This is a genomic window from Mucilaginibacter celer, from assembly GCF_003576455.2.
Classification (GTDB): Bacteria; Bacteroidota; Bacteroidia; order Sphingobacteriales; family Sphingobacteriaceae; genus Mucilaginibacter; species Mucilaginibacter celer.
This window is the reverse complement of sequence record NZ_CP032869.1, coordinates 3,294,774-3,319,911: the sequence shown is the minus strand read 5'-3', so window position 1 is coordinate 3,319,911 and position 25,138 is coordinate 3,294,774. Positions and strand designations below refer to the sequence as shown.

Here is a 25,138-nt window from a genome sequence, read left to right as displayed (position 1 = left end):
TAATGGAAAACATGATAAGAATATTAACGGTATTGCTGTTTATGCTTTGCCTGGCAACAACAGGCAAAGCACAGTATAAGCCGGTTGAACAGGAATCGGATTTGAAGTTTACCATAAAAAACCTTGGCTTTGATGTGGAGGGCACTCTCGCCGGCTTTGAGGGGAATATCAGTTTCGATATACAAAATTTAGCCGGCAGCAGCTTTGATGTAACTGTTGCTGCAGCTACTATAAACACCGGAAACAGCCTGCGCGACGATCATTTACGCGGTGAAAACTATTTCGATGCTAAAAATTACCCAAAAATCAGGCTTGTATCTGAAAAAATTACCCTATTAAGTAAAAGCGGAACATACCGGCTGAGCGGAAAATTGACGATGAAGGGTGTAATTAAGCCGGTATCGTTCCCTTTTACAGTAGTGGCGCTGCCCGGGGGATATAACTTTAAAGGATCATTTAAAATAAACCGGAGGTATTTTGGGATAGGAGGCACAAGCACCCTTGCCGATGAATTAGAAGTGAACATTAACGTTACCGCAAAAAAGGCTTAGGTTATGAAATTAAAAACAATCCCGGTAAAAATAAACCGGAAGCTGCTGGTTATAGCATTTTTGGCGGCTTCAATAAGTGTTACCGCGGCTGCCACTATCAATCAGCCGGAGCCGGTGCATTATGAAAACTTAAAGGTATTGCCCAAAGACATCAGTGCGCATGATTTACAAAGCATTATGGCTGATGATTTTGAGGATGGCCTTGGCGTTACCTGCGGTTTTTGCCATGCCAACTCAAAAAACGGACACGGACTTGATTTTGTAAGCGATGCCAAACCCGAAAAGGAAATTACCCGCCAAATGATGCGGATGACCATCGGCATCAATAAAAAATATTTTAAACTTAAACACCCTAAAATAGGTAACGCAGCCCTGGTGGTATCATGCGAAACATGCCACAAGGGCCAGGCCTTTCCGGATGGGAAGCTTTGAGTCCGAAGTCATAAGTTCTAAGTAGAAAGTCTCTCCTTAAAAATGACTTAATACTTTCTACTTAAGGCATCTGGCATTAAACACAAATCGTAACTTAAATAAATATTATCGTTCAAATTGAAATTCAACAAAACAGCATATCACATCGTATTTTGGTTGCTGGCGTACCTTTTCTGGATTTTTGTTTTCAGAAACGGTACGCTGGTATTAACCCATGCCATCACCATTCAGTTTTGTTATCTGCTGTTTATCTCGGCAAACTACTATTTCAATGCGTTTTATACTATACCTGTTTTGCTTAATAAAAAGCGATATGCATTGTTTGCATTTATGTTTTTGCTGGGGATAAGCCTAACCGCAGCAGTAAGGGTGCCGGTATCTATGTTTGTAACTATTTATGTTTTTAAGGTTGCTTATCCGCAGTTTAACTACCTTTCTATTTTTGCCGATTCGTTTGTTAATATACTTTTTTGGGTGCTTTGTATCCTGGCAGCAAAAATGATCATCGAAAAAATCCGCTCGCAGGTTTATATTGAAAAGATTGAAAAAGAGAAGGCCACCAACGAGCTCAATTTTTTAAGGGCTCAGTTTAATCCACATTTTTTGTTCAATTCCATCAACTCTATTTACGGGCATATTGATAAATCAAATAAAGCGGCGAGAGAAATGTTGCTTGTATTTTCGGAAATGCTTCGTTACCAGCTGTACGAATGTAATGTTGAACGGATAAGCCTGGAGAGCGAAGTTAACTATATTAAAAACTATATAGCCATACAAAAGGGCAGGATAGATGAGCGGATTTTGGTGTCGTTTTGTGCATGCGATATCAATGAGCCGGTTTATATCGCCCCGCTTTTGTTTGTTGCTTTTGTTGAAAATGCCTTTAAATACGTTGGTTTTAATGAGCACCGGATCAACCTGGTTGATATCAGCCTGAAATATCAAAACGGCGATTTGTGGTTGCGGGTTTATAATACTAAGGATGTATTTACAGGCAGCCGCGAAGAACGTTCGTGCGGCCTGGGAATAGCAAATACCAGGCGCAGGCTCGAAATTCTCTATCCGCAAAAACACAAACTCGAAATAACGGATAGTATAGATAGTTTTGAAGTGAATTTAACCCTGACAGGCGTATGAAGTTAAACTGCCTTATTATTGACGATGAGCCGATAGCCCGCAAGCTGCTGCAGGAATATATTGAAGAAACCGACTTTATGGTATTGGTTGATGCCGTCGAAAATCCGCTGAAGGCCACAAGCATCATTAACAATAACGATATCGACCTGATATTTTTAGATGTAAACATGCCCAAAATGAGCGGCTTCCAGTTTCTGCGCTCAACCACAAACCTGCCTATGGTTATCATGACTACAGCATACGGCCAGTACGCACTTGAGGGTTTTGAAATGGCCGTGGTTGATTACCTGGTGAAGCCCTTCCCGCTCGAGCGTTTTCTGAAAGCATCACAAAAAGCACTCGAATTAAAAATGTTGAGGCAAAAGCAGCATCCGGCGGATAAAAATGAAGCTGATCATTTTTATGTGAAGTGCGATGGTAAAATAGAACGGGTGTTATATAACGAGCTGGTTTATATTGAAGCAATGGCCAATTACGTTACGCTTTACACGCTGCATAAAAAACTGGTGGTTTACCTAACCGTTAAAGGAATTGAGGAGAAATTACCTGCCGAAAAGTTTATCCAGGTGCACAAAAGTTACATTGTTAATGCCGACTTAATTAACAATATTGAAGGTAATATGATTAATGTTAACGGTACCAGGATTAGTATAGGGCTGAGTTTTTACGACGAGGTAATGGATAAGTTATTAAAAGGCAAACTTTTTAAAAGATAGCGTCTGCCTTTTATAGTCTTAATTATTCTTCAACCCTATGCGGTGGTTGCCGTAATCTGTTAGGTATTCATTGCTGATGAAAAAATCGAGGCTGAAAATGGTGCGGCTGTCGCCGGTATTTGCAGGGTTTTGTACCTCGGTAAGGTTTGAAGTGCTGGTGGTGGTATAGGTGTAAACAAAGCCCTGGTTGGTAGTTACCGTAACTGTCGAGTTTGCAGGCAGGTTCCCTATGGCCGTTGTTGCCAGTTTATCTTCAATTACAGTGGTTGATGGTGTGCCGGTATCAAAAAGCACCGTTGCTGCAATGGTTTTGCCGCTGTAGCTTATAGTTGCAGGGATGTTGGGCGAATACCCGCCTACGTTAAACCTGCTGAGCCCATGCATAATAAAGCCGGATGAAGACAGATCGGTATTGGTAAGGCCGATGGTTAACAGGTTGCTAACATAGTTGCCGGCAGTGCTGAACATGCTTTTATTTAAGGTAGCCAGTTTAAACCCTCCCGTAAGATTGCTCCCCGTTTCAAAATACTGCAGCGGACTTTGAATCTGGCTGATTACATAACTTGTACCGGGGCCAACGCCAAACACATCGCTGGAGTGGGCCGGGAATTTATTGTTATTGTTATCAACTATTTTATAGTAAAGAAAAAAGGGTACCCGCTTGAGGCTGAGGTTACCCAGCTGATCGCCTATGGTGATATTGGCATAGGCAAGGTTGCCGTATTCTTTAGTACCGCTAAGGTTGTCGCCAAAACTTATGATGCCTGTGGTTTTGGTAACGGTAATACCGTTTACCACTACCGAGTCGCCCGTAACCTGGATTCCTGATGAGGTGATCATAGATGCCGGTAAAATTCCATCAGCATCAAGTGTCATGCCCGATGAACCGGTATCGAACACAGTATAATAGGTAACTGCCTTGGTGCCTACCTGGGTAACCGGTAAAAAGATCCTTTTATTTACGCCGCTGGCATACTCATACAAACCCAGCGTAACCGGATTTACAGTAGGTTTTTGCGGTGTGGTGGTTTTATCCTTTTTACAGGAGTTAAAAGCTAAAATGATAAACAGGAAACCGAACAACTTCGGCAGAGATAGTAAAATTTTTTTTGTCATACAGATCCGTTTTAGCGGTCAATAATAAATACGGGATAAGGCCTGTAAAAGTTGGTTTCAAAAATATAATAAGTTTAATCATTGCCCGCAATTAATCGACAAACAAAAAAAATGACCCGATTAATACCTACCGCAACCCTGGTTTTAACGCGTTAAAATACATACTGTTTCATCCGGTTACAGTAAAAAAGTAGTTTCCTTGATAATGTCCATCACAAAGGTGCTTTTTGAATGGCCTATACCTTTCACCTCGCTTAGTTTATTCACAAAAAATGAGTGATAGCTATCCATACTTTCTGATACTATTTTAAGCATAAAATCAAAATCGCCGGATATGTTGTAGCATTCAATCACCTCGTCAAACTCCAATACGGCATTAATAAAATCGGCGCCGGCTTTGCGGCTGTGTTCGCGCAGGGTTACCATACAAATTACCATAATGCGTTTGTTAAGCATGCGCTTATCTAAAATGGCGGTATAATTTTTTATGGCGCCCCATTTTTCAAGGCGTTTAATGCGCTCGTGGGTAGGGGTAGGGCTCAGGTTTATTTTAACCGCAATTTCACGCACGGTAAGTTTGGCATTGCGTTCTATAAGCCGTAAAATTTCATAGTCTTTTTGGTCAAGCTGCAGGGCTGTTTTTTCTTGTTCTGTTTGGGCTGCCATAAATTATGGATGATGATATGTTTGTTCTGTTAACGTTGCGTTTGCATTCGTTGTGTTCCAAAATTATAATAAATAACACTATTAATTTCTACTGGTATAATTTTGCCGGAACAATATCGATATAAAATGACACAAAATAAGAACAGCATCGTGGTTATCGCCTCGCTGGCGGTATTTGTCGAAGCCCTTGATATAGCTATTATCAACCTCACCATACCTGCAATTCAACAGCAGTTTTTTGTAAGTAATGATAAGGTGCAATGGCTGCAAACTTTGTATGTTTTGCTGTATGGTGGTTTCCTGATCATTGGCGGAAAGCTATCGGATGTAAAGGGGCCGAGAGTTACATTTATTGCCGGGGCTATACTGTTTTTGCTTACGTCCTTAAGTGCAGGTCTGTCGGATACATTTTTGATGCTCGCCATTTCGAGGGCGGTGCAGGGTTTGGCGGCCGCTTTAATTATGCCCTCGGCACTTTCCATCGTTACGCATACGTTTGTAGAAGAACGGGAGCGGAGCAAAGCCATAGGCATCTTCAGCTCATTTGCTGCGGTGGGTTCGGGCAGCGGGCTTTCAATAGGAGGGATTATCAGTACTTACCTGGGCTGGCACTGGGTTTTCCTGATCAATGTACCCATACTGGCGCTCGTAATTACATTAGGCTGGTTTTACCTGGCCGATGACTCGCCCAAAGAAAAACAGCCCGCACCCGATCTGCTTTCGGGGCTTTTGCTGGTGGCCGGTTTGCTAATGCTAAGCTTCGGTGTGCACCAACTGGGCGACATCAGGCAGCAATACCCCTTAATAGTAGTTTGTGCGACCGGTGTCACCGTATGCATGCGGATCCTTTACCTTAGGTTAATGCGCGGCAGTAATCCGCTTATTGACCTGTCGGTTTTCAAAGCGCCAACTACCGTTATAGCCAATGGTGTATTTATATTGTTGGGCGCATTTTTTACAGGCTACCTGTTTATTATCTCGTTATTGCTGCAAAAAGATCTGCATTTTACATCGGCCAAAGCCGGGCTTTTGCTGGTACCCTTCAGTATCCTGTCTGCGGTTGTCGCCAAATTTATGCTGCCCGGCATTATGAAACGCCTTACTACCGAACAAACCGGCGTATTAGGAATGGCCTGCATGCTAACCGGCGGACTGGCTTTAATCTGCGCTGTTTTTGCCGGTTATTCGCTGCCGCTGATGCTTTTATCGGCAGCATTTATATCCGGCCTGGGGATGACCATCTGTTTTACCAGCCTATCTGTACTGGCGGTTAAAAATATCCCTAAACAGCATTATGGCCTGGCATCAAGCATAGGTACCACCACCTATTTTTTGGGAGCAGGTGTTGGCCTGTCTATCCTTACATTATTTATGAACAAACAGGCTGCCGAAGCTTCGGTAAACATCCTGTCGCTTATTGTTTTGAGCGTTTATGCACTTGTGGCTTTGTTGTGGCTGCTCATACACAATGGAAAAAATAATGTGGGTGCAAAACAGGCATCATTTAAAACCTCACAAAGCCTGCCTGATGTTTTCTAACTGGTGAATGTGCCTTTGGGTGTGGTAGCATACCAGGTACAGCCACTCCAACCGGGTCATTTTGCCCAGCATGGGTACATCAACATCTGTACAAAGGGCAAACAGATCCTGTGTGTTGATGATCTCTTTAATCTGGGGGATAACTGCCTCCAGCGCGGCAATAACTTCGGCCTTTTTATGCGGGCCGTTTGATGGTACTATGTTGGGTGCCGCTTTATACCTCGCATTAAAATCAAGAAAGATATCCCTGAGCGTTTGTTTCTTTTCGGCAGGATCGCGCTGCGCAGGTTCGGTATTTCCGGCAAACAGGGGTGGGATGCCAACCGCAGATTTAAACAAGTGTTCGGCAACCTGTCCGGCTGTCCAGCTGTTTGCTGTTATTTCGGTATTAATTTGTTCCGGTTTAAAACCAGCCAAAGTGGTTAAGAGCGACGATGCCGTATGTTCAAATTCAGCTTTTAAAGCAGAACGGGCTTCGGTTTGATTGTTTATAAATGTGGCGTTTTCCATAACGTTTTAAGAGTTTGTTTATACAAATGTCGATGGAAAAGCAGGGGATCTCACCTTGGTATTTGTGCCATATTAAGGGTGGTTTTGTGCCATGTGCAAAGCACTTGATTTGCGCAGAGACGCTAAGCCGCAAAAATAAATCTTGGCGTCGTAGCGTCTTTGTGTAATAATATGATCAGCTTTTCTTTTCTCCCAGAGAAAACCAGTTACCCGAATCATCTTTAAACAAAGCTTCGTACCCATAAAACTCTTTGGTAGGAGCTTTTGTAAATTCAACGCCTTTGGCTTTCAGCTCTTCGTAGGTTGCCATTAAGTTATTACACTCAAACACACCGAAGCCGAAGGTGCCGCGGCTTACCAACTCGCGCATTTGGTTGGCCGAATGCTCATCGAACATCATCCCGGCCGAAATCAGCATCAGTGAAATTTCCAGTTCGGGCTGTTCGGGCGGGCAAACGGTAAGCCAGCGCATGCCGGGGCCCATGGGTGCATCGGTGTTCACTTTAAAGCCCAGTTTGTTTACATAAAAATCGTAAGCGCTGTCCTGGTCCAGTACAAATACGCTAACATGGTTAAGTTTGGTTATCATTGGTGTTTTGTTTTGATGATCCAAACATCGGGTTTAGGGTAAACAAAAGCTTATTGAAAATTGCGGTTTTGCAGCCAGTCCTTTTCCATGGCAAAACAGTTGGGGATATATTTGAGGGGTATTTGCTGCATTTCCTGCTGGCGTTTAAGCTCGGATTGCTGATAGGCAGCGGGCGAATAATGGGTAACTTTTTTAAACAGCGCCGAGAATGAGGTAACGCTGTCGAAGCCTACGGCATAACAAACCTCGCTAACTGCAATGCTCTTTTTTAACAGCAGGCAGGCATTGTCAATGCGCACCGTGATGAGGTATTGGTGCGGGGTTTTGCCATAAATGCCTTTAAACAACCTGATAAAGTGGAATTTGGAAAAATAAGCCTCATCGGCAATAGCATCCAGATCGATAGCTTCGTGATAATTGCTGTCGATGAACAGTTTGGCCTGCACCAAACGCCGGTAAAGGTATATTTTAGGTAACTGATTGGTCATTTACTGTATAAATATCGGCTTATTATTTAAAAAGGAAAGATTTGCCTGCAATTTGCCCGGCTGCACTGTCATGCAATAAAAAAATAAAAGACTAAAAATTTTGCTAATGAGTATGTTACGAAATTGTAAGGAAATTCTTTGAAAAAAAATTTTGCAACTTGATTAAAAATCCTACTTTTGCACACCCAATCAGGGAGACGGGATGTAGCGTAGCCCGGTATCGCGCCACATTTGGGATGTGGAGGCCGCAGGTTCGAATCCTGCCATCCCGACAAAAGCGATACCAAGTATCAAAAACCCTCTAAATCGAAAGTTTAGAGGGTTTTATTTTCTGATTGGGGAATTTAAAATACCCGGCGAAAGCCAAACGGGATGTAGCGTAGCCCGGTATCGCGCCACATTTGGGATGTGGAGGCCGCAGGTTCGAATCCTGCCATCCCGACAGATTTTTCCACATGGGATAAAATGTCAAATTCTATTTTATAAAAAAGACTGTCTCAAAAAGGACAGTCTTTTTTTTTCCAAACCCAAGGTCAGTTTTTTAACAAAAGAGCTTATCTTTTGTAATCAACTGGTGACAGTTTCACCGGAACAGGATTATCAATGACCCACTTAACGCCAAGTTCACACAAGCGTGCGGTATCACCATTTTTTTGTTTTATTTGAATGATAATTTCTTCCGCTTCCAAAAGTTCACCATCAGGAAGTTGTTTTCCCTGTTTGATAAGCTCAATAAATTTATCTGTCATTTTTTTATAGTCTGCATCCCAGTTGATTCCCCCATTTCCTTCCAACTCATTAGCAATTCGGCCGGTAACGCGAATTATTTCTCCTTGAATCGTTTCTGCCGGGCCGTTTGAGGGTACCAGCAGCTCCCAAAGTTCCTGATGCTGTTCTTGCCAGGTTTTTCCTTTTATTTCAATTTGAGATTTACCGTCGTGTAAAACACGTTTACCTACAGGTTCAACGCCAAATATTTTATATAGTTCATCAAGCGCAAGATCAAACTCGGCAATGTTTTCTTTGTTAAAGTTTGCTCGATGAAACTCAAATTGTTTACCAATTTCGGCAACAAGTTTCTTCATCTTTGTGGTAATTCCAACGCCAGCTTTCAAATGCAATTTGGAAATTTCAGTGGTAGCTTTGATATCTATGTTGCGGCACGTTAAAAGCGCTTGTTCCAAAGGTGTATTATCGTTGGAATTTAATGCATCAGTTTTGCTGCCATATGCCAACAGGAGCCTTGTACTTTCAATTTGATGAGCATCGGCTGCAGCATGGATAGGCATATTGTTTTGATTATCTCTGTAATTCACATCTGCTCCCAATAATAATAAGCTTTCTATATTACCTAACCGGCTGCGCGACCGATTATGCAGCGGTGTATTTCCCCATGTATCTGCGGCGTGTAAATCTGCGCCCTGTTCAACCAGCCATTTTGCTAACTCGTGAGAGCAACTGTTATATGCTAATGCGGTTTGTTTGCCATAGCCGCCGCGTGCATCAACATCACATTTATTGAAAATATCTTTAAGCTCCTGAAACGTAGCTGTGCTTAACAGTTCTTCAAAATCTTTTGGTAGAGTTGTTTTTTTCTTCGCCATAATTTTATGATGAAGTTATAAAATTAAATTCGCCAACAATCTCAACTCATACAGAAAAAGGGCTCGGAATTTGTAAAGGCAGGGCGACTAAAGCCATGCCAGGTAAAAAGCCTTTTCAAAGTAATTTGAAAGGCTTTTTTTTGCTTATACCCCAATTTTTTCAAGTTATATCAAAAAAATGCACCTTGTTCGGTACGTCAAATTTCTTTTTTGTTTCGGGGTGAGATTGTCTATCTAAGTAATTAATAATCAGTGTATAATTTTGCTTGTTTTGATTGGTTTTGCTGCCATTTGGAACGTTCCAAATAAACAGGTAAGTCGCCCTGTTTGGGATACGGTTGATAGCGTTTTGTAACACGTCTATTTTTTGCTTGTCAAAAAATTCAGTAACAATGAGGTTGCTATCAAACTTTAAAAAATGGAAAAATTAACAAACAAAGTTGCTGTAATAACAGGCGGTGGCAGTGGAATTGGTTTAGCAACAGCTAAAGAATTTATTGCAAATGGTGCAAAGGTTGTCATATTCGGGCGAAATCAACAGGCGCTTGATGAAGCAACAAGAGAGCTGGGTGCTATGAGTTATGGAATTCAGGGCGATGTGACTAACCTAACCGATCTGGAAAAATTATATTCCGAAACAAAATCAAAATTCGGTGGGATTGATGTTGTTTTCGTAAATGTAGGACAAGGAAAATTGGCACCAATCGCTGAAACATCAGAAACCTTTTTTGACGAAATGGTTAGCGTAAACCTGAAAGGGGCGTATTTTTCTCTGCAAAAGGCTATTGCACACTTGAACCCAAATGCTTCGGTAATCATTACCACCTCCTGGTTAAATGAAATTGGCTTTGGCGGAAGTAGTTTATTAAGCGCCAGCAAGGCCGCGCTTCGTTCAGTTGTACGTGTTGCAAGCGCCGAACTTGCACCGCGGGGAATCAGGGTAAATGCGGTAAGTCCCGGCCCTATAGGTACGCCTTTTTGGGGTAAAATTGGATTGCCGGATAAGATCCTGCAAGGTGCTGCCGAGGTAATAACCAACCAAACAGCGCTAAAAAGATTTGGACAGCCGGAGGAAGTGGCAAAAGCGGTATTATTCCTTGCCTCAACCGACGCATCGTATATTACCGGACACGAAATAGCCGTAGATGGCGGTATCAATCAAATTTAACCTATAAATTTAGTCAACTGGGAACTTTACGCTTTCCAGTTGGTTTTATATTATCGTATGGAAAATCCTTTTCAACTCAATTATACCGACCACGTAGATACCGATCTGGTTAAATTGGCTGTAAGTGGCGATAAAAAAGCGTTGCAAAATTTGATCATCAGGCATCAGGTATTTATATACAACCTTGCCTTAAAAATGACGAAGAGTGTTGAAGATGCAGAAGATTTAACACAGGAGGTATTTATTAAAGCCATTACGGCTTTAACGAAATTTGAAGGCAAAAGTAAATTCAGAACCTGGTTGTACCGAATTACGGTAAATCATTTTCTAAACACAAAAAATAGTAAGGCTAAATTACAAACACAAGATTTCGAAACCTACTTTGATTCAATTGATAAAATCCCTAATCATACCTTAACAACGAATGAGGAAAATGATCTTGCAGACTCGATAGAGGAAATCAGGATTAATTGCACAGCAGGCATGCTGCTCTGCCTTGACCGGGAACAAAGAATGATCTATATCCTGGGAGAAATGTTTGAAATTGACCACAATTTAGGCTCTGAAATTTTGGGGATCTCTGCGGGTAATTTTAGGATACGCTTGATGAGAGCAAGGCAAGACTTATATAATTGGATGAACGAAAGATGTGGATTAGTGAACAAGGCTAACCCATGCAGGTGTGCAAAAAAGACCAGGGCAAACATAGCAGCTGGCTTTGTTGACCCCGACAATTTGGTATTCAATACTCGTTATAAGAAAAAAATTTACGAAGTATCAGAACACAACGCCCTGTCAATTTCAAATACAATTGAAGACTTGAACAAAGATATTTTTCAGCAACATCCGCTACAAGAGCCGGTTACCTCTCAGAAAATAGTTGAACAGATTTTCAATAACGATTTTATAAAATTAATTTTAAACACCTAAGTTAAACTGAAAATACCTTGTAACAAGCCCTTGGCTGCTTGCTTTATCGGGACTGATGTATTCTTCACTGGAGAGCTTTTGGTACTACAGCTTGATCAACTTCCTTGCTTTATTACTGCACAAACTCTTGCTGTACACTAATACCCTTCATTTTTCAAAAATCCACTGTATAACTACAATTGTCCATTTAGAAAAATATGTGGGAGCAAGAAATTTGCGTCCAACAATTTAAAATAATTAATAAATGAAAAATTCAGAAAAAACATTCGTACTCTTTACCCTCCGGTAGTAAATACAGCATCAAGCCTACCAACCCGGTACAAACCAATATGGCAATAATGCCGGAGTGATAAGCCGCCTGCCATCCATCTTTGGCAAAATAAAAAAAGATCCCACCAATAATACTCACCCCCAATGCCGAAGCAGTTTGCTGAAAAGTAGAGTAAATACCCGCGGCCGCACCGGCATATTCAGTTGGTACGCTTTTAAGGGCGATATTGAGCAGCGATGGCAATACCATGCCATTGCCAAAACCCCAGGTACCCATCAGTAAAACAATAAGCGATGCCGGAGCTCCTGGTTTTAATAATAGCAGCTGCAAAATAAATGCGGCCGCCAAAATAACCACGCCAACCTGCAGTACGCGTTTGCCAAACCTCACAATAAGTTTAGACGCCATTACAGATGAGGCAGTGAACAACACCCCAGGCAAAATAAAATACAAACCACAATCAAGCGCTGATACCTTTAATCCGTTTTGCAGGTAAACCGCACTAAGCAGCAGGTACGAAGTATGCAGCATAAAATGGAATAGCACCGCGATAAGCCCGATATTGAAATCCTTGATCCTGAAAACCCGCATATCAATAAGCGGGTTGGCATTGTTCGCCAGTTTTTTGTTTTGATCGCGTACAAAATATATAAATACTGCTACAGATGAAACGAGCAATGCAATACTCCATAAAGGCCAGCCTTTTTCGCGGCCTTCTATCAAAGGGAATATCAGGTTAAACAGAGCCAGCGTAAGGATCATTATACCCGAGTAATCAAATTTGCTGCCCTGATTAACCTTGGTTTCGTTAACGTATTTGTAGGTTGCCCATAGTGTGGCGATGCCTATGGGCAGGTTAATAAAAAATATCAATCGCCAGCCCGCAACAGTCCAGTGGGTATCTGATAAATAACCGCCTAATACCTGCCCGGTAACAGCAGCTACGCCCAGGGTGATGCCAAACATGCCTATGGCTTTGGCACGCTCTTTAACATCGGTAAACAGGATCTGGATAAAGGCGATGGTTTGCAGTACCATAAACGAGGCACTCAGTCCCTGAAAAAAGCGGGTGATGTTAAGTTGTAATGGCGTTGTTGATAGCCCGCACAGGCAGGAAGCTACAGTGAAAGCCAGCATCCCCCAAAAAAATACTTTTTTACGCCCGAAGTGGTCGCCGGCCCTGCCGCCGGTAATCAGGAAGGCAGCATACCCCAGCAGATAACCGGCAATAACCAATTGTATTTCGGCATCTGTAGCGTGCACGCCTTTTTTAATGGATGGCGCTGCTACGTTAATTATAAAAACATCTATTACTGATAGAAGCGGCGCCGAGAGAACGATAGCCAGTTCTAACCATTTATTATGTTGCTTTGTCATGATCAGATAAATTGTTGAATGATTTGTTTTGCGTTTTGAAGGTCGGTAGCCTGCTTAAATACAGATCCGGCGGCAACACCGCCCTCTATAAGCAGGTAAATGAGCTCGGCGAGTTCGGCATCGCTCAGTATATGTTTGTGATTGGTTTGGTTTACCAACTGTTTTAAAATATCCTTAAATTGTTGCTTAGCCTGTTGTATTTCGGCCTGTATGCGCGGGTCAGTGCTGCCGGCTTCGTTGTTGGCTTTAATAAATGGGCAGCCGCCAAAGTCGCGGTATTTCTGCCTTTCGGCGTGATGATCAAAAATAGCCAGTATTTTTTCTTTGGGATCGGCAATCTGGTTGATGCAGGTTTCTATCCGGCTAAGCCATTGCTGATGATAGCGCTGCATGTAGCCCAGCATCAGGTCGGCTTTTGATTCGAAGTGTTTGTATAACGAGGCTTTGGCGATATCGGCCTCTTCAATTACCTGGTTTATACCGGTGGCATTATAGCCCTGCCCGTAAAACAGGCGTTCGGCGGTATCTAATATCTTGTCGGTTACAATCTGGCCTCTTTGCTTTGTCATGAAGCAAAGGTATATTGTTAAATAGACAAATTTGTCTATTTAATGTCGTTTTGTGACCAATAGAAAAATAACGGTTATTAAACAGCGCTCCTTGCCATTCCCGGCGAAGAAGAAGTATGTTTCTTGAAAAAATTTGTAAAATAGGCAGGCTCCTCAAAGCCTAAACCCGATGCTATCTGGGCAATACTCCAGTCAGTATGTTTCAGCAAAGCCTGAGCTTCCTTCAAAATCCGCCCTGAAATATGCTGACTGGTGGTTAAGCCCGTCATCTCTTTTACAGATCGGTTAAGGTGGTTGGTATGTACGGCCAGGCTACCTGCAAAATCATTTGCTGTTTTTAGTTTGAGATGCTGCCCCGGCGAATCTATCGGGAACTGCCGCTCCAATAGTTCTAAAAACTGGCTTGTGAGCCTCGCTGCGGCGCCTGCAAGGTTTTCGGATGAGGCAGGGGCTATTTTCAAAGCCTCGTGCATCAGTATCTTGAGGTAGCTGCGTAGCAGGTCGTATTTACCCGGATAATCTGAATCCATTTCCTGCATCATTTTTTTAAGCACGGCCGATAAAAAGCTTACCTCGCTATCATTTAAAAAAACAATGTGGCTACCACCGGCTTTAAACAGCGGGAAATCCTGGATGGGGCTTTTTTGCTCGTACGAATCGATAAAACCTTGCGTAAATATGCAAAACCAACCGGTTTGTGGTCCTGGCCCGCACTCCCATGAGGCGGGTACCGAGGGGCTTGAAAACACCAGCGCCGGCTGATTAACTTCTATCTCCTTATCGATATAATGCATTTTACCCTGACCGATAACCAACGTTATTTTATAAAAATCGCGACGACTAAAGGGAGTGCGCCGTTGGCAGGGCCGGCGCAAAAACACGTTAAAGTGTCCCTGCCCGGTATTGTTTTCTGAAAACACTTTCTGGTTATCAACCGGGTGGCGCTGATAAAATTGCTCAAGGGTTTCTATTGCTTGCATTACGCTAAGATAAAACTTATTTGAATATTATAACCGAATATGACTTTTTGATGATTGAAAAAGAGTGTTGTGTTTGATTGTTATAATTTTCTGTTTGAAAACTATAAGCCCCTCCAACAAAAGCGCATCTACTTTTGTGGCATGGAAACCGGCTTTAGGAAATGGATTATTGTGGTAACCATTATTACCTCAACCATTATTGAATTAATAGATACCACCATCGTAAACGTATCAATCAATACGATGAGTGGCAATTTGGGCGCATCGCTTGAGGATACCGCGTGGGTTATCACTTCGTACGCCATAGCAAACGTGATCATTATCCCCATGACGAGCTTTCTGGCCGAGAAGATTGGCCGGAAGCAATACTACATCGGCTCGATCCTGTTATTTACGCTCGCCTCCGCGCTTTGTGGTTTTTCGCATAATTTGTGGGAGTTGGTGGCTTTTCGTTTTTTCCAGGGAATAGGTGGCGGAGCCTTATTATCTACCTCTCAATCTATTTTGTTTGAAACTTTTCCTGTAAAGGAGCGGCCTACCGCCAGCGGTATATTTAGTTTGGGTATTATCATTGGCCCGTCGATAGGCCCGGTAATGGGCGGTTATATTGTGGATAACCTTTCCTGGCAGTGGATTTTTTATGTTAATATCCCTATCGGGCTTATGGCAGCCTTGTTATCCTATATCTACCTACGCCCCAGCAAACCATCAACCGATGGGCGAAGTATCGATTGGTTCGGCATATTTTTACTGGCGGTAGGCGTTGGCTCGTTACAGGTAGTACTTGAACGCGGCGAAACTGATGATTGGTTTGCAGCTACATACATCATCGTTTTAACCATGCTATCTATCGCATCACTGGCCATCCTTATTTGGTGGGAACTGCGGATAGAGCACCCGGTGATTAACCTGCGCGTATTGAAAAGTACAACGTTATCCATCTCGGCTATAATGACGTTTGTGTTGGGATTCGGTTTATTTAGCGCGGTGTTTGTGTTCCCGTTGTATGCGCAGCGTATTATTGGCTACTCGGCATTTCAAACCGGCACCATGTTGCTGCCGGGTACGCTGATGGCGGCTATGATCTCGCCGTTTTTGGGTAAAATGCTGCAGAGCGGACTGAGGCCGCAATACCTCATCATTATGGGGTTTGGTTTGTCGGCTATTTTCGGCTTCATGATGTCGGGATCGAACCTTGAAACGGGTAATGCCTACTTCTTTATCCCGCTTATTTGTCGTGGTTTGGGGGCAGCACTGTTAATAGTTCCACTTACAGCCCTTGCCGTTTCAGAGTTAAAACCGCAGGATATCCCGCAAGGCGCGGCTTTAAACAATATGATGCGGCAAATGGGCGGTTCGTTTGGTATAGCGTTAATCAATACTTATATCGCGCACAGGGCGGCTAATAACCGGATGTCGTTAATAGCACATGTTACCGCCTCCGATCCGTTTACTATTGCCCGTCGCCAATCGTTTGTTAATAATTTGATAGCTCATGGTACCAATTATTTAAGGGCTTTACAGCAATCGTTAGGGGCCTTGGAAAATACTGTTTCGAGGCAAACTTTTTTATTGAGTTATATGGATGCCTTCCTGTTGCTGGCTATCATGAATGCTTGTTGTATCCCGTTGGTGATCATGACCATTAAAAGGAGGAAGGAAGCTAAGGTAGCAGGAGGTAAGGTAGAGGTGCCTGACGCGCATTAATGGATTTGAAAGATTTGCCGAGCTAAATATCACGATCATGCCTAAACTTTTTCAAAATATAGGGCCGGTAAAATGATCTTTATTTCCTGAGCTATCCGCTCGCTTTGCCAGTAAACAATGAAGTTTACCTTAGCGCTTTTTAAGGTGTATCCTTTGTTTTTTAATTCTTCAATCTGCTTCAAAAAGCCATTAGAGAATTTTAAAACAGATTGTCTTGCTGTAGTTAAGCATTCATCGCCGCTTACAATCAGTTTATCACCACTTAAAAGTTGTGAAATAAAAGATTGGCGGCTATCAAAATAATCAAGCCAGATATCCCGGTGAGTTAGTAATATAGTTAGCTGGTTAGGCTCTGGATGAACATCGTTATTTTCAGCCCTTTCCAGGTTAGTGGCACTAAAGCCATCAAACAGGTTTGAGTTTACATGGATAGTAAGGTTTTTCTTAGCCCGTGTCATCCCCACATACAGCTGGCGCTTTTTCTCATCTGTTGATACGTTGAAATCTTCAAGCATCATAAACACATTGTCAAACTCTTTTCCTTTAGCTTTATGTATGGTTGATACGAATATGGTTTCGCCGTTTTGATCAAAAAAATCTTCCAGTTTCGACTCGCGGATAAAGGATACGAGGTCTGATTTATATTTTAGTTTAGGGTTAATTACTTCAAAATCCCTTAGCATTTTATTGCAAAGCTCCAGCCTCGCGCTCCGTTGAAAATTCTTTACCAGGTCAGTTTTGGCGTTTTTCCAAATCTCATCGTCAATGGTGTAAACATCGTCGGTAAGATATAAACGGCTTATAAAATACCTTACTTCCAGCAAATCATATAAATTAAAGCCATCGTTACTTTGAATCAGCTTTGCCTTGAAGCCTTTTTTTATAAGCAGGCCGGTAATTTTTAAAGCTTCATCATTGGTAGTCACCAATACACAGGTAGTGCCGGTAAGGCCGGTATTCACAATATCTTCCACCAGCGGAACAATGAGGTTTTTATGCTGATATTGAACTAATTTTATTTTTCCGTCGTCGGTTTGTTTAGCTGCAATTGGCGTTTGCTTTAGCCGGTGCCTTAACGTTTGTACAAACTGGTTACTAAAACTCACCAGGTTGCTTTTACTCCTGTAATTTTCAATCAGCTCGTGCCGGGCGGCCCTGTTTACGGTAATAAATTCCTCTAAATATTTGGAGCTGGCACCTCTAAACTCATAAATGTTCTGATCATCGTCGCCAACGGCTATCACCCTCATTTCATCGTTTTGTTCCATCAGGGCGCGTACAAGGTCAAACTCATCGCTATCCATATCCTGCGCTTCGTCAATCACTAAAACGGTTTTGGTGATGCGGTTTACTTCAACCTCACTATTCCTGATTTTTTTGATGGCTTGCTTAAGTATCTGGTCCGATTTTTCCAGACTGCCAATTTTGCCCAGCAAATCAAAGCAATAGGAGTGGAAGGTTTTTATTTCGATACGCAGCGCAGCGTTGCCAATCAGTTTAATCAGCCTTTTTTTAAACTCTGTAGCCGCCTCCCGCGAAAACGTGAGCATTAGCAATTGCTCGTGCTTTACATCTTCCATAAAAAACAACGAAGCCAGTTTATGTACCAGCACCCTTGTTTTTCCGCTGCCTGGGCCTGCCGCTACCGCTACATGTTTGGCGTCCTTATCTTTAATAATGGCTAATTGGGTGTGCGAAAGTTCACCAAAAAGCTGCTGGAATTTGGTGGCGGTAATGGTGAGGTTAATCTCATCGCGGCGGTTGCCTTTAAAATATTTGTTAAGGAATGACGAGTAATTGAGCTGGAAATAATCTTCAACAAATTGCAGCGCCTCTTTATAATCAGCGATCATCTTTTTGGCATACTCGCCCACAATATGTATCTGCTGAACCTTATTGGCGTAAAACTGCTCCAGTTTTTGATAATCTTCCACTTTGTAACGGATCTTGTTATCCTGCTCCAGGCGTTCAATGGTTAAGCGGTTATAAACCACCATAAAGCCACCCTCAATTTTTATGGCCTCAATTCGGGATAGGTAAAACAGCGTGTCTTCAATATCATCTATTGTTACGTCTACTTTAAATAACGTCTGGCTGTTTTCATAAGCAGTTTTTAGTTCGTGTACCGAAAATTCGATAAGGGTTTCTTCGCTATTTTCTTTACCTTTTTCGGGATCAGAGATGTTGCGTTGATACAAAAAGGCTACAATAAACCGGGCAAGTTCATGCCGCTTGTTCATTTTGTCTTGCAGCTCGGCTTCGGGGTAATTTGCCATCACCACAAAATGACTTTTCGAAAAGTCGGAACTTTGGCGTTTGATCCATTTTTTTATCGACCAAAAATTGATGATGGTTTTAATTTTATTGGGATTTACATCATCAAAGCCCGCGTTTGCGGCAGCCTCATTTAATTCTTTAACCTGAATCGTTTTTTCCTCCTGTTCAAAATAGGGGAGTAAAAATTTTTCAATTCTGGCGAACGTTTCAACGATGGCGAGCGAGCGATTTTTATTTTCGGTACGTTTAATAAACGCAGTTAGGTCTTTGGTATCTGCCAGGATTTTTTCTTCCCGCAGCAGGTTTATAATGGCAATTACATCCCCGTTCATCAACCCTAAATGGTCGCCGATGTAATCAACTCTCGATTCGGCTGTTTCTTCGTTACCCTGCTTTTTGCTTTTGCTCGAGAAAAGCTTTTTAATGATCCTCACCGCCTTCTGTTTTTGCTTGTCGTCAAACCTGGTCGACAGATTTATTTTATCGATGGCTTCCTGGGCGGTTTTCGCGAGGATACTATTGGCAAATACGCGTGGCATATTTTGCCCGCGTTTTAGGTAACCGGCATCTTCGAGTGCGGATATGGCGGTTTTTACCCGTGTTTCAATTTCGGCAACGTTGTCGTCCCAACCAGCCTTCCGGGCAATTTCTAAAGCTGAATTTGAAACGGTTGATCTAAACTTTGTAATATCCTTTACGGCTTTCCAAACCTGCTGAATCTCTTTAATAGAAAGTTTGGTTTGATTATGCATTATAAAATGCTTACTCAAATCTTCCTCATTAAACAGCGCGTAACAATCGGCCTCTATGTTTTCATCCCGCCCCGCGCGACCGGCCTCCTGAACATAATTCTCCAACGAATCGGAAAGTTCGTAATGGATCACCAAACCCACATCCTTCTTATCTACTCCCATCCCAAAGGCCGATGTGGCCACCATAATCTGCACTTCGCCGGCAATGAAAGCGTTTTGATTGGCGGTTTTCAGCTTCGCATCCATTTTGCCGTGAAAGGCGCGGGCGTTGAAACCATCGGTGGCTAACTTATCGGCAATGTTTTCGGCGTTGCGGGTTCTGGAAACGTATACAATGGTAGGGCAATTTTTTTGTTCGATAAGATCACGAACGGTCTGGTATTTTTCGTCGTTACCTTCCTTGCTAAAAACCTGGTACTGCAGGTTGGTTCGTGAGGCTTTGGAGGTGAATAGGTCCAGCTCCAGCGAAAGTTTGTTCCTGAAATACTCCCTGATATCTTCAATAACCTTTTGTTTGGCCGTAGCCGTGAAGCAGGATACCGGGATAGTATAATCAAGGCTCTTTTTGTGCTGTAAAGCCTTTATAAAATCACCGATATACAAATAATCAACCCTGAAATCCTGTCCCCATGAGGAAAAGCAGTGTGCTTCGTCGATCACAAAACGGGCAATCTTGCGGCCTAAAAGCAGGCGTTCGATAGTTTTAGACCGTAATGATTCGGGCGAGATATACAACAGTGCCGCCGATCCGTTCTCAACCCGTTCAAATGATTTTGCTTTTTCAATTGGGTCAAGCAGGCCGTTGATGGTAACTGCATCGGTAATGCCTATCTTCTCCAGGTTATCAACCTGATCTTTCATCAATGATTGCAGCGGCGAGATCACTACCGTAAGGCTCTTGCTGTTTTCGCCGGCCATCAGTGCCGGTACCTGGAAGGTAATGGATTTGCCACCACCGGTAGGGAACACTGCCAGTAACGATTTATTGTTGATGGCCGCTTTAACCGCTTTTTCCTGCAAGGGTTCATCCCCGTATTTTCTGAACTCATCAAAGCCGAAAAATCTTTTCAACCCGCGATGGGCATCCATCGCTTGCAGGCAATACGGGCAGCCCGTGATGCAGGGATTATTGCGGAGGCTGTAGATGATCCACTCAACTTTTGGGTAATTCATTAACACCCAGGGAGGGGTAATGGAATACCTGTGGTTTGCATTGATGAGTGCCAGGGAATAAGCCAGTTCGATAGGGTGATTTGAAATTGCTTTCATTAAGCCCGCTTCCGAGCAAATCTGATCTTTGAATTTTTGCCGGATAAGGTCTCTCACACCTGTGTCCGGGCATAAATATCCTATAAACCTGAAAAACGCGCCGAACTCCCGTGTTTGGTTTAATAACAGGTAATAGATCTGTTTCAACGTTCCATCAGTTTGCTTGAATGCCGTAACCTCATCAAAAAACAGCTCTTTGGCTTTTTTCGAATCATTAAGCGGATTGTTGAGATCGTCGGATTGTAACTTATCATCCTTTAATAAGGCATGATAAGGGTTGGCTGGAAACAACAGGGGAGAGAGAAATAAAGTATCGATAATATTTAATCCATTTATCCCTACATCGGCGATTATCCGCCCTATGTATTTTATATCGTGGTTTAAAATATTATGGCCACAAATAAATTGAACCCCGCTAATAAACCGGCCAAACTCAATTTCGGATGGATTGTGAAAAGCGCTTTCATTGTCCTTGATAGCCCCAATATCCATTATACGATCGTTTTTAGGGTTTATCTCAGTATCAACAAAAGCAATCGAATTCATTTGAGTTAAAATCTTCCGCGGTTTTCAACAAGCTTAATTATGCTAACTAAACCTGATGGTTGTTAAATATATGTAAATAAGCTGCTATAAATAACAAATATAATCTCATCAAAAAATACAGAATGATTGGTTTTTGGGTTGGTAATTTTTTTGAATAAATTATATCTAATAAAATAAATTAGTCCTGTCTAATTTTTTATTTATGTTTGTTTGAATTTAAACACAGCCGTCGCATAAAATTTATCATACTATATAAATGAAAACAACCCGTACGCTTTTACTGCTAATAATTACCACTATACACTTTGCCGCCTACGCCCAAAACGGCTCGTTAAAGGGCCGCTTAACGGGAGGCAGCGAACCGCTTGCATACGCCACCGTAGTGCTTACCGGTACCCAAACCGGTACCACCAGCAATGATAAAGGCCATTACGAACTGAAGAACATCAAACCCGGCAGCTACGAAGTGTCATTTTCCGCAATAGGTTATCTTACCGAAAAGTATAAGGTCACCATACAAAGCGGGCAAGTAACAACTCTGAGCGGCAATTTAAAAGAAAACAATTCCAAACTAAACGAAGTGGTGGTAACCGGCGTGTCTCGTGCTACCGAACTTCGCCAAAACCCCGTGCCTATTGCTGTAATGACCAAAAGGGAAATGAACGAAAACGTGAATAATAACATTATAGATGCTATTGTTAAAGGCGTACCAGGCGTTAGCGCGGTTACTACCGGCCCCAATATTTCCAAACCATTTATCCGCGGCCTGGGCTATAACAGGGTGCTTACTTTGTACGATGGCATAAGGCAGGAAGGCCAGCAATGGGGCGATGAACATGGCATCGAGATCGATCAATATGGCATAGGCAGGGCTGAAGTAATTAAAGGCCCGGCAAGTTTAATTTACGGTTCGGATGCGCTGGCGGGTGTGATCAATATGATCCCGGCTATGCCCGAGAACGGCGATGGGGTTTTAAAAGGCGATTACCTGGCCGATTATCATACCAACAATGGCATGATCGGTACATCGCTTGGCCTGGCGTATAAAAAAACTGATTGGAAATATACTTTCCGTGCCACGGCTAAGACTGCTCATGATTATCAGAACAAGGTTGATGGGTTTGTTTATAATACCGGTTTCCGGGAGTATAACCTGAGTGGCAATGTACGAACTGATAAAAAGTGGGGCTTCTGGCAGCTATCCGGTACATTATATGATAACAAACAGGAAATACCCGACGGTAGCCGCGATTCGCTTTCCCGGCGTTTTACCAAACAGGTTGCCGAGGGGGCAGCGGATGATATTAAGAACAGGCCGTTGGTTAGCGATAATGAGCTCAGGTCATATGCTATAGCGCCACTGCACCAACGCATTCAGCATTACAGGTTGTATAGTTTTGGTGAGTTAAAAATGGGGCAGAGCAGCCTTGATGTGGCTTTGGGTTTGCAACAAAGTATTCGCGGGGAATATAATCATCCCACAATGGTTAATCAGCCGGGTTTATATGTGGTGTTGAATACGCTTAATTATGATGTAAAATATAACCTGCCCGCCTTTGCCGGTATTGAAAGTACCATCGGTGTAAACGGCATGTATCAAACTAACCGGAGTAAAGCTGCTACTGATTTCCCAATACCTGATTATAATTTGTTTGATGCGGGAACTTTCTTTTTCGCCAAAAAAACTTTTGGAAAGCTTGATCTGTCGGGTGGCATCAGGTATGATAACCGTAATATCCGGTGGAATGATTTTTATGTGGGGCCAAATCCTGATAATGGTTTTACCAAACATGTTGCGCTACCCGATACGGCGGGGGCTAATTTGCAGTTCCCTGCTTTCAGACATACCTACCATGGCGTTTCGGGCAGTTTGGGGTTAACCTATAACGTAAGTGAACGGTTATTACTGAAAGCCAATATTGCCCGTGGCTACCGTGCGCCAAATATTACCGAGATTGGCTCGAACGGCTTGGATCCCGGAGCGCACATTGTATACTTAGGCGACCGTACTTTTAAACCCGAATTTAGCTTACAACAGGATATCGGAATTATATCTTACCTGAAAGATGCCGACCTTATTGCCGAGTTTTTTAATAATAATATTGATAATTATATCTTTCAGGCTAAATTGAACGATGCTAATGGCAACCCGGTGGTTATTGTTCCCGGCAATAGCACCTACAAATATCAGCAATCGAAAGCCAGGTTGTATGGGGCTGAGGTAACGGTAAATCTGCATCCACAAAAGTTAAAATGGCTGGCATTTAATAATAGTTTGGCCTATGTAACGGGTATTAATAAAGATCAAAAACTCATCGCTCAATCAAACGGGGCGGCTAAGTATCTGCCATTTATACCGCCGGTGCATGTGCGCTCGGAATTGAAGTTTAATTTGCAGCAAAACGGAAAAACTTTCTCAAAAACATATTTTAAGCTTGAGGCTGATATTTATGCTGCGCAAAATCGTTTTTACGCGTTGGATAATACCGAAACAGCTACACCGGGATATACATTGATCAATGTTGGTGCGGGAACCAAAATCAAAACAAAATCGGAACGAACGTTTTGCGAGTTGTTTTTGCAGGTTGATAATTTGTTTGATAAAGCCTATCAATCAAATTTAAACCGGTTAAAGTATTTTGAATATTACACAGCGTCGCCAAATGGCCGTTCCGGGATTTGTAATATTGGACGGAACGTGAGTTTGAAAGTGATGTTTCCGTTTTGATGCTTTACAATGCTTGAAATCAATCTAATACCACCACGTCATTGCGAGGTACGAAGCAATCCCAAACTATACAAGGCGGACATGCATAGCCGCTCTGCAAATCGGGGATTGCTTCGTGCCTCGCACTGACGCCTTTTTATTCTTTTCTATCAATACAAATTTTGCGTCGAATCCCGCACCACCAACTCCGAATCCAAAACCAAAGTCTGGTTTAGCTCAACCTCTTTCCTGTTCAATATCTTAAACAAAATCCCGGCCGCTGTCCGGCCCATTTCAAATGCAGGTTGAGCTATTGTTGTAAGCGATGGGTTTAAAATCCCGGCTGTTTTCAGGTTCGAAAAGCTAATGATCTTTACATCCGTTGGGATTTTCAAGCTTAATTCCCGACACGCGTAATAGCAGGGGAGAGATAGCTCTTCTATCGAGGCGATGAGCCCGTCCGGCTTCTGAGTTTGCAGCAGATTTTTGATCAACTCAACATTTTCCTGCTCGCTCCGGGTATCTATCATTAGCCGCTCATCAAATAAAATCTCACTATCCTTTAAAGCATTAACATAGCCAGCTATGCGGTTTTTTCCGGCAGGAGTATGGTCAATAGCTTTTAAATACGCTATCTTTTTGCAGCCATTTTCAATGAGATGTTTGGTGGCGGTATAACTGCTCTGGTAATCGTTGGTGGTTATTTTGATGGCCTCGATATCCTCACAAACCCTGTCGAAAAATATCAAAGGCAAAACGGGCAATACATCCTTATAATTCCGGCTTTCGCTTGTACCGCTGGCTATCGATATTAAAATCCCATCTACACGTCCGCTTAGCAGGCTTCGGATAAAGGCGTTTTCAGCTTCAACGTTCTCGTGGGTCTGGTATATCAGTACGTGATAATTATGCGCACGGGCAATCTCTTCAATACCGTTTATAGCCTGCGAAAAAAAGCTGTTTGCAATCTCAGGCACAATAACCGCTATGGTTTTGCTTTTATGGCTGCGCAGGTTACTGGCCGATGGGTTGGCTACGTAATTCATCTTCCGCGCCATTTCCATTACCCTTGCCTTGGTTGCCGCGCCAATTTCATGGCTGTCCCTTAACGCGCGCGATACGGTAGCGGCAGAGAGGTTAAGTTCGGCGGCGAGCTTTTTGATGTTTACTTTATCCACAAAGGCTGATTGTAGCGGGGTTTTAAACCGCTAATGTAACAGATTTACGTAAACGTTTA

The 25,138-nt window shown here is 42.6% G+C and carries 20 protein-coding genes and 2 tRNA genes; 11 read left to right on the top strand and 11 right to left on the bottom strand.

Annotated elements, in window-relative coordinates:
- The first annotated feature begins 11 nt into the window (after positions 1-11).
- From HYN43_RS13210 to HYN43_RS13195, 4 genes are all read left to right on the top strand, one after another.
- On the top strand, positions 12-551 hold the full coding sequence (locus HYN43_RS13210; protein WP_162996447.1) for a YceI family protein: 540 nt from the start codon (positions 12-14) through the stop codon (positions 549-551).
- A gap of 3 nt (positions 552-554) precedes the next feature.
- Positions 555-983, top strand: coding sequence for a c-type cytochrome (locus tag HYN43_RS13205; RefSeq protein WP_119409794.1), 429 nt, complete (start codon positions 555-557; stop codon positions 981-983).
- A gap of 117 nt (positions 984-1,100) precedes the next feature.
- Complete coding sequence (locus HYN43_RS13200) at positions 1,101-2,120, top strand: sensor histidine kinase (RefSeq protein WP_119409793.1); 1,020 nt, start codon at positions 1,101-1,103, stop codon at positions 2,118-2,120.
- On the top strand, positions 2,117-2,836 hold the full coding sequence (locus HYN43_RS13195) for a LytR/AlgR family response regulator transcription factor (RefSeq protein ID WP_119409792.1): 720 nt from the start codon (positions 2,117-2,119) through the stop codon (positions 2,834-2,836). The genes HYN43_RS13200 and HYN43_RS13195 overlap by 4 nt, the downstream gene beginning before the upstream one ends.
- A gap of 18 nt (positions 2,837-2,854) precedes the next feature.
- On the opposite strand, the gene HYN43_RS13190 is transcribed toward HYN43_RS13195, so the two are convergent.
- Both HYN43_RS13190 and HYN43_RS13185 read right to left on the bottom strand, forming a co-directional pair.
- On the bottom strand, positions 2,855-3,952 hold the full coding sequence (locus HYN43_RS13190) for a pepsin/retropepsin-like aspartic protease family protein (protein ID WP_119409791.1): 1,098 nt from the start codon (positions 3,950-3,952) through the stop codon (positions 2,855-2,857).
- A 177-nt stretch (positions 3,953-4,129) separates the two neighbouring features.
- Positions 4,130-4,618, bottom strand: coding sequence for an Lrp/AsnC family transcriptional regulator (locus HYN43_RS13185; RefSeq protein ID WP_119409790.1), 489 nt, complete (start codon positions 4,616-4,618; stop codon positions 4,130-4,132).
- 126 nt (positions 4,619-4,744) lie between these two features.
- Between HYN43_RS13185 and HYN43_RS13180 the strand changes: the two genes are divergently transcribed.
- Positions 4,745-6,157: an MFS transporter gene (locus HYN43_RS13180; RefSeq protein ID WP_119409789.1), complete on the top strand. Its 1,413-nt coding sequence runs from the start codon at positions 4,745-4,747 to the stop codon at positions 6,155-6,157.
- Here HYN43_RS13180 and HYN43_RS13175 read toward each other — a convergent pair.
- From HYN43_RS13175 to HYN43_RS13165, 3 genes are all read right to left on the bottom strand, one after another.
- A complete protein-coding gene (locus tag HYN43_RS13175; RefSeq protein ID WP_119409788.1) occupies positions 6,131-6,667 on the bottom strand; it encodes a DinB family protein in 537 nt (178 codons plus the stop codon). The two genes, HYN43_RS13180 and HYN43_RS13175, sit on opposite strands and share 27 nt — an antisense overlap.
- Before the next feature lie 175 nt (positions 6,668-6,842).
- Positions 6,843-7,256 (bottom strand): VOC family protein, encoded by a 414-nt coding sequence (locus HYN43_RS13170; protein ID WP_119411229.1) that lies wholly within the window; start codon positions 7,254-7,256, stop codon positions 6,843-6,845.
- Between the two features lie 50 nt (positions 7,257-7,306).
- Positions 7,307-7,744 (bottom strand): helix-turn-helix domain-containing protein, encoded by a 438-nt coding sequence (locus tag HYN43_RS13165; RefSeq protein WP_119409787.1) that lies wholly within the window; start codon positions 7,742-7,744, stop codon positions 7,307-7,309.
- Between the two features lie 198 nt (positions 7,745-7,942).
- On the opposite strand from HYN43_RS13165, the gene HYN43_RS13160 reads away from it, so the two are divergent.
- Both HYN43_RS13160 and HYN43_RS13155 read left to right on the top strand, forming a co-directional pair.
- A tRNA-Pro gene (locus tag HYN43_RS13160) sits at positions 7,943-8,016 on the top strand.
- Positions 8,017-8,112: 96 nt separating this feature from the next.
- Positions 8,113-8,186: transfer RNA gene (locus tag HYN43_RS13155), tRNA-Pro, on the top strand.
- A 112-nt stretch (positions 8,187-8,298) separates the two neighbouring features.
- Here the strand turns inward: HYN43_RS13155 and HYN43_RS13150 are convergent.
- Positions 8,299-9,348 carry an ankyrin repeat domain-containing protein gene (locus HYN43_RS13150; protein ID WP_119409786.1) on the bottom strand — a complete coding sequence of 350 codons (1,050 nt, stop codon included), beginning with the start codon at positions 9,346-9,348 and terminating at the stop codon, positions 8,299-8,301.
- Positions 9,349-9,766: 418 nt separating this feature from the next.
- Between HYN43_RS13150 and HYN43_RS13140 the strand changes: the two genes are divergently transcribed.
- Both HYN43_RS13140 and HYN43_RS13135 read left to right on the top strand, forming a co-directional pair.
- Positions 9,767-10,516: an SDR family oxidoreductase gene (locus HYN43_RS13140; protein ID WP_119409784.1), complete on the top strand. Its 750-nt coding sequence runs from the start codon at positions 9,767-9,769 to the stop codon at positions 10,514-10,516.
- Between the two features lie 57 nt (positions 10,517-10,573).
- Positions 10,574-11,446, top strand: a complete 873-nt coding sequence (locus HYN43_RS13135; RefSeq protein WP_119409783.1) for an RNA polymerase sigma factor — start codon at positions 10,574-10,576, stop codon at positions 11,444-11,446.
- A 253-nt stretch (positions 11,447-11,699) separates the two neighbouring features.
- On the opposite strand, the gene HYN43_RS13130 is transcribed toward HYN43_RS13135, so the two are convergent.
- The 3 genes from HYN43_RS13130 to HYN43_RS13120 all read right to left on the bottom strand — a co-directional run bounded on the left by HYN43_RS13130 (position 11,700) and on the right by HYN43_RS13120 (position 14,643).
- Positions 11,700-13,094 (bottom strand): MFS transporter, encoded by a 1,395-nt coding sequence (locus HYN43_RS13130; protein ID WP_119409782.1) that lies wholly within the window; start codon positions 13,092-13,094, stop codon positions 11,700-11,702.
- A 2-nt stretch (positions 13,095-13,096) separates the two neighbouring features.
- Positions 13,097-13,663, bottom strand: a complete 567-nt coding sequence (locus HYN43_RS13125) for a TetR/AcrR family transcriptional regulator (protein WP_119409781.1) — start codon at positions 13,661-13,663, stop codon at positions 13,097-13,099.
- 77 nt (positions 13,664-13,740) lie between these two features.
- The gene (locus tag HYN43_RS13120) at positions 13,741-14,643 is read right to left on the bottom strand and encodes a helix-turn-helix domain-containing protein (protein ID WP_119409780.1); all 903 of its coding nucleotides are present in this window, start codon (positions 14,641-14,643) and stop codon (positions 13,741-13,743) included.
- Positions 14,644-14,784: 141 nt separating this feature from the next.
- Here HYN43_RS13120 and HYN43_RS13115 point away from each other — a divergent pair, with 141 nt between their 5' ends.
- Complete coding sequence (locus HYN43_RS13115; RefSeq protein ID WP_119409779.1) at positions 14,785-16,350, top strand: DHA2 family efflux MFS transporter permease subunit; 1,566 nt, start codon at positions 14,785-14,787, stop codon at positions 16,348-16,350.
- A 41-nt stretch (positions 16,351-16,391) separates the two neighbouring features.
- Here the strand turns inward: HYN43_RS13115 and HYN43_RS13110 are convergent, their stop codons facing one another.
- Positions 16,392-21,194, bottom strand: coding sequence for a RecQ family ATP-dependent DNA helicase (locus tag HYN43_RS13110; RefSeq protein WP_119409778.1), 4,803 nt, complete (start codon positions 21,192-21,194; stop codon positions 16,392-16,394).
- A 256-nt stretch (positions 21,195-21,450) separates the two neighbouring features.
- On the opposite strand from HYN43_RS13110, the gene HYN43_RS13105 reads away from it, so the two are divergent.
- Positions 21,451-23,922 (top strand): TonB-dependent receptor, encoded by a 2,472-nt coding sequence (locus HYN43_RS13105; protein WP_119409777.1) that lies wholly within the window; start codon positions 21,451-21,453, stop codon positions 23,920-23,922.
- A 149-nt stretch (positions 23,923-24,071) separates the two neighbouring features.
- Here HYN43_RS13105 and HYN43_RS13100 read toward each other — a convergent pair whose 3' ends face one another.
- On the bottom strand, positions 24,072-25,079 hold the full coding sequence (locus tag HYN43_RS13100; protein ID WP_119409776.1) for a LacI family DNA-binding transcriptional regulator: 1,008 nt from the start codon (positions 25,077-25,079) through the stop codon (positions 24,072-24,074).
- Between the last annotated feature and the right edge of the window lie 59 nt (positions 25,080-25,138).

Excerpts from the sequence above, each read along its gene's own strand:
- HYN43_RS13210 (WP_162996447.1), top strand. The coding sequence starts at position 12 with ATGATAAGAATATTAACGGTATTGCTGTTTATGCTTTGCCTGGCAACA.
- HYN43_RS13205 (WP_119409794.1), top strand. The coding sequence starts at position 555 with ATGAAATTAAAAACAATCCCGGTAAAAATAAACCGGAAGCTGCTGGTT.
- HYN43_RS13195 (WP_119409792.1), top strand. The coding sequence starts at position 2,117 with ATGAAGTTAAACTGCCTTATTATTGACGATGAGCCGATAGCCCGCAAG.
- HYN43_RS13190 (WP_119409791.1), bottom strand. The coding sequence starts at position 3,952 with ATGACAAAAAAAATTTTACTATCTCTGCCGAAGTTGTTCGGTTTCCTG.
- HYN43_RS13185 (WP_119409790.1), bottom strand. The coding sequence starts at position 4,618 with ATGGCAGCCCAAACAGAACAAGAAAAAACAGCCCTGCAGCTTGACCAA.
- HYN43_RS13180 (WP_119409789.1), top strand. The coding sequence starts at position 4,745 with ATGACACAAAATAAGAACAGCATCGTGGTTATCGCCTCGCTGGCGGTA.
- HYN43_RS13175 (WP_119409788.1), bottom strand. The coding sequence starts at position 6,667 with ATGGAAAACGCCACATTTATAAACAATCAAACCGAAGCCCGTTCTGCT.
- HYN43_RS13170 (WP_119411229.1), bottom strand. The coding sequence starts at position 7,256 with ATGATAACCAAACTTAACCATGTTAGCGTATTTGTACTGGACCAGGAC.
- HYN43_RS13165 (WP_119409787.1), bottom strand. The coding sequence starts at position 7,744 with ATGACCAATCAGTTACCTAAAATATACCTTTACCGGCGTTTGGTGCAG.
- HYN43_RS13150 (WP_119409786.1), bottom strand. The coding sequence starts at position 9,348 with ATGGCGAAGAAAAAAACAACTCTACCAAAAGATTTTGAAGAACTGTTA.
- HYN43_RS13140 (WP_119409784.1), top strand. The coding sequence starts at position 9,767 with ATGGAAAAATTAACAAACAAAGTTGCTGTAATAACAGGCGGTGGCAGT.
- HYN43_RS13135 (WP_119409783.1), top strand. The coding sequence starts at position 10,574 with ATGGAAAATCCTTTTCAACTCAATTATACCGACCACGTAGATACCGAT.
- HYN43_RS13130 (WP_119409782.1), bottom strand. The coding sequence starts at position 13,094 with ATGACAAAGCAACATAATAAATGGTTAGAACTGGCTATCGTTCTCTCG.
- HYN43_RS13125 (WP_119409781.1), bottom strand. The coding sequence starts at position 13,663 with ATGACAAAGCAAAGAGGCCAGATTGTAACCGACAAGATATTAGATACC.
- HYN43_RS13120 (WP_119409780.1), bottom strand. The coding sequence starts at position 14,643 with ATGCAAGCAATAGAAACCCTTGAGCAATTTTATCAGCGCCACCCGGTT.
- HYN43_RS13115 (WP_119409779.1), top strand. The coding sequence starts at position 14,785 with ATGGAAACCGGCTTTAGGAAATGGATTATTGTGGTAACCATTATTACC.
- HYN43_RS13110 (WP_119409778.1), bottom strand. The coding sequence starts at position 21,194 with ATGAATTCGATTGCTTTTGTTGATACTGAGATAAACCCTAAAAACGAT.
- HYN43_RS13105 (WP_119409777.1), top strand. The coding sequence starts at position 21,451 with ATGAAAACAACCCGTACGCTTTTACTGCTAATAATTACCACTATACAC.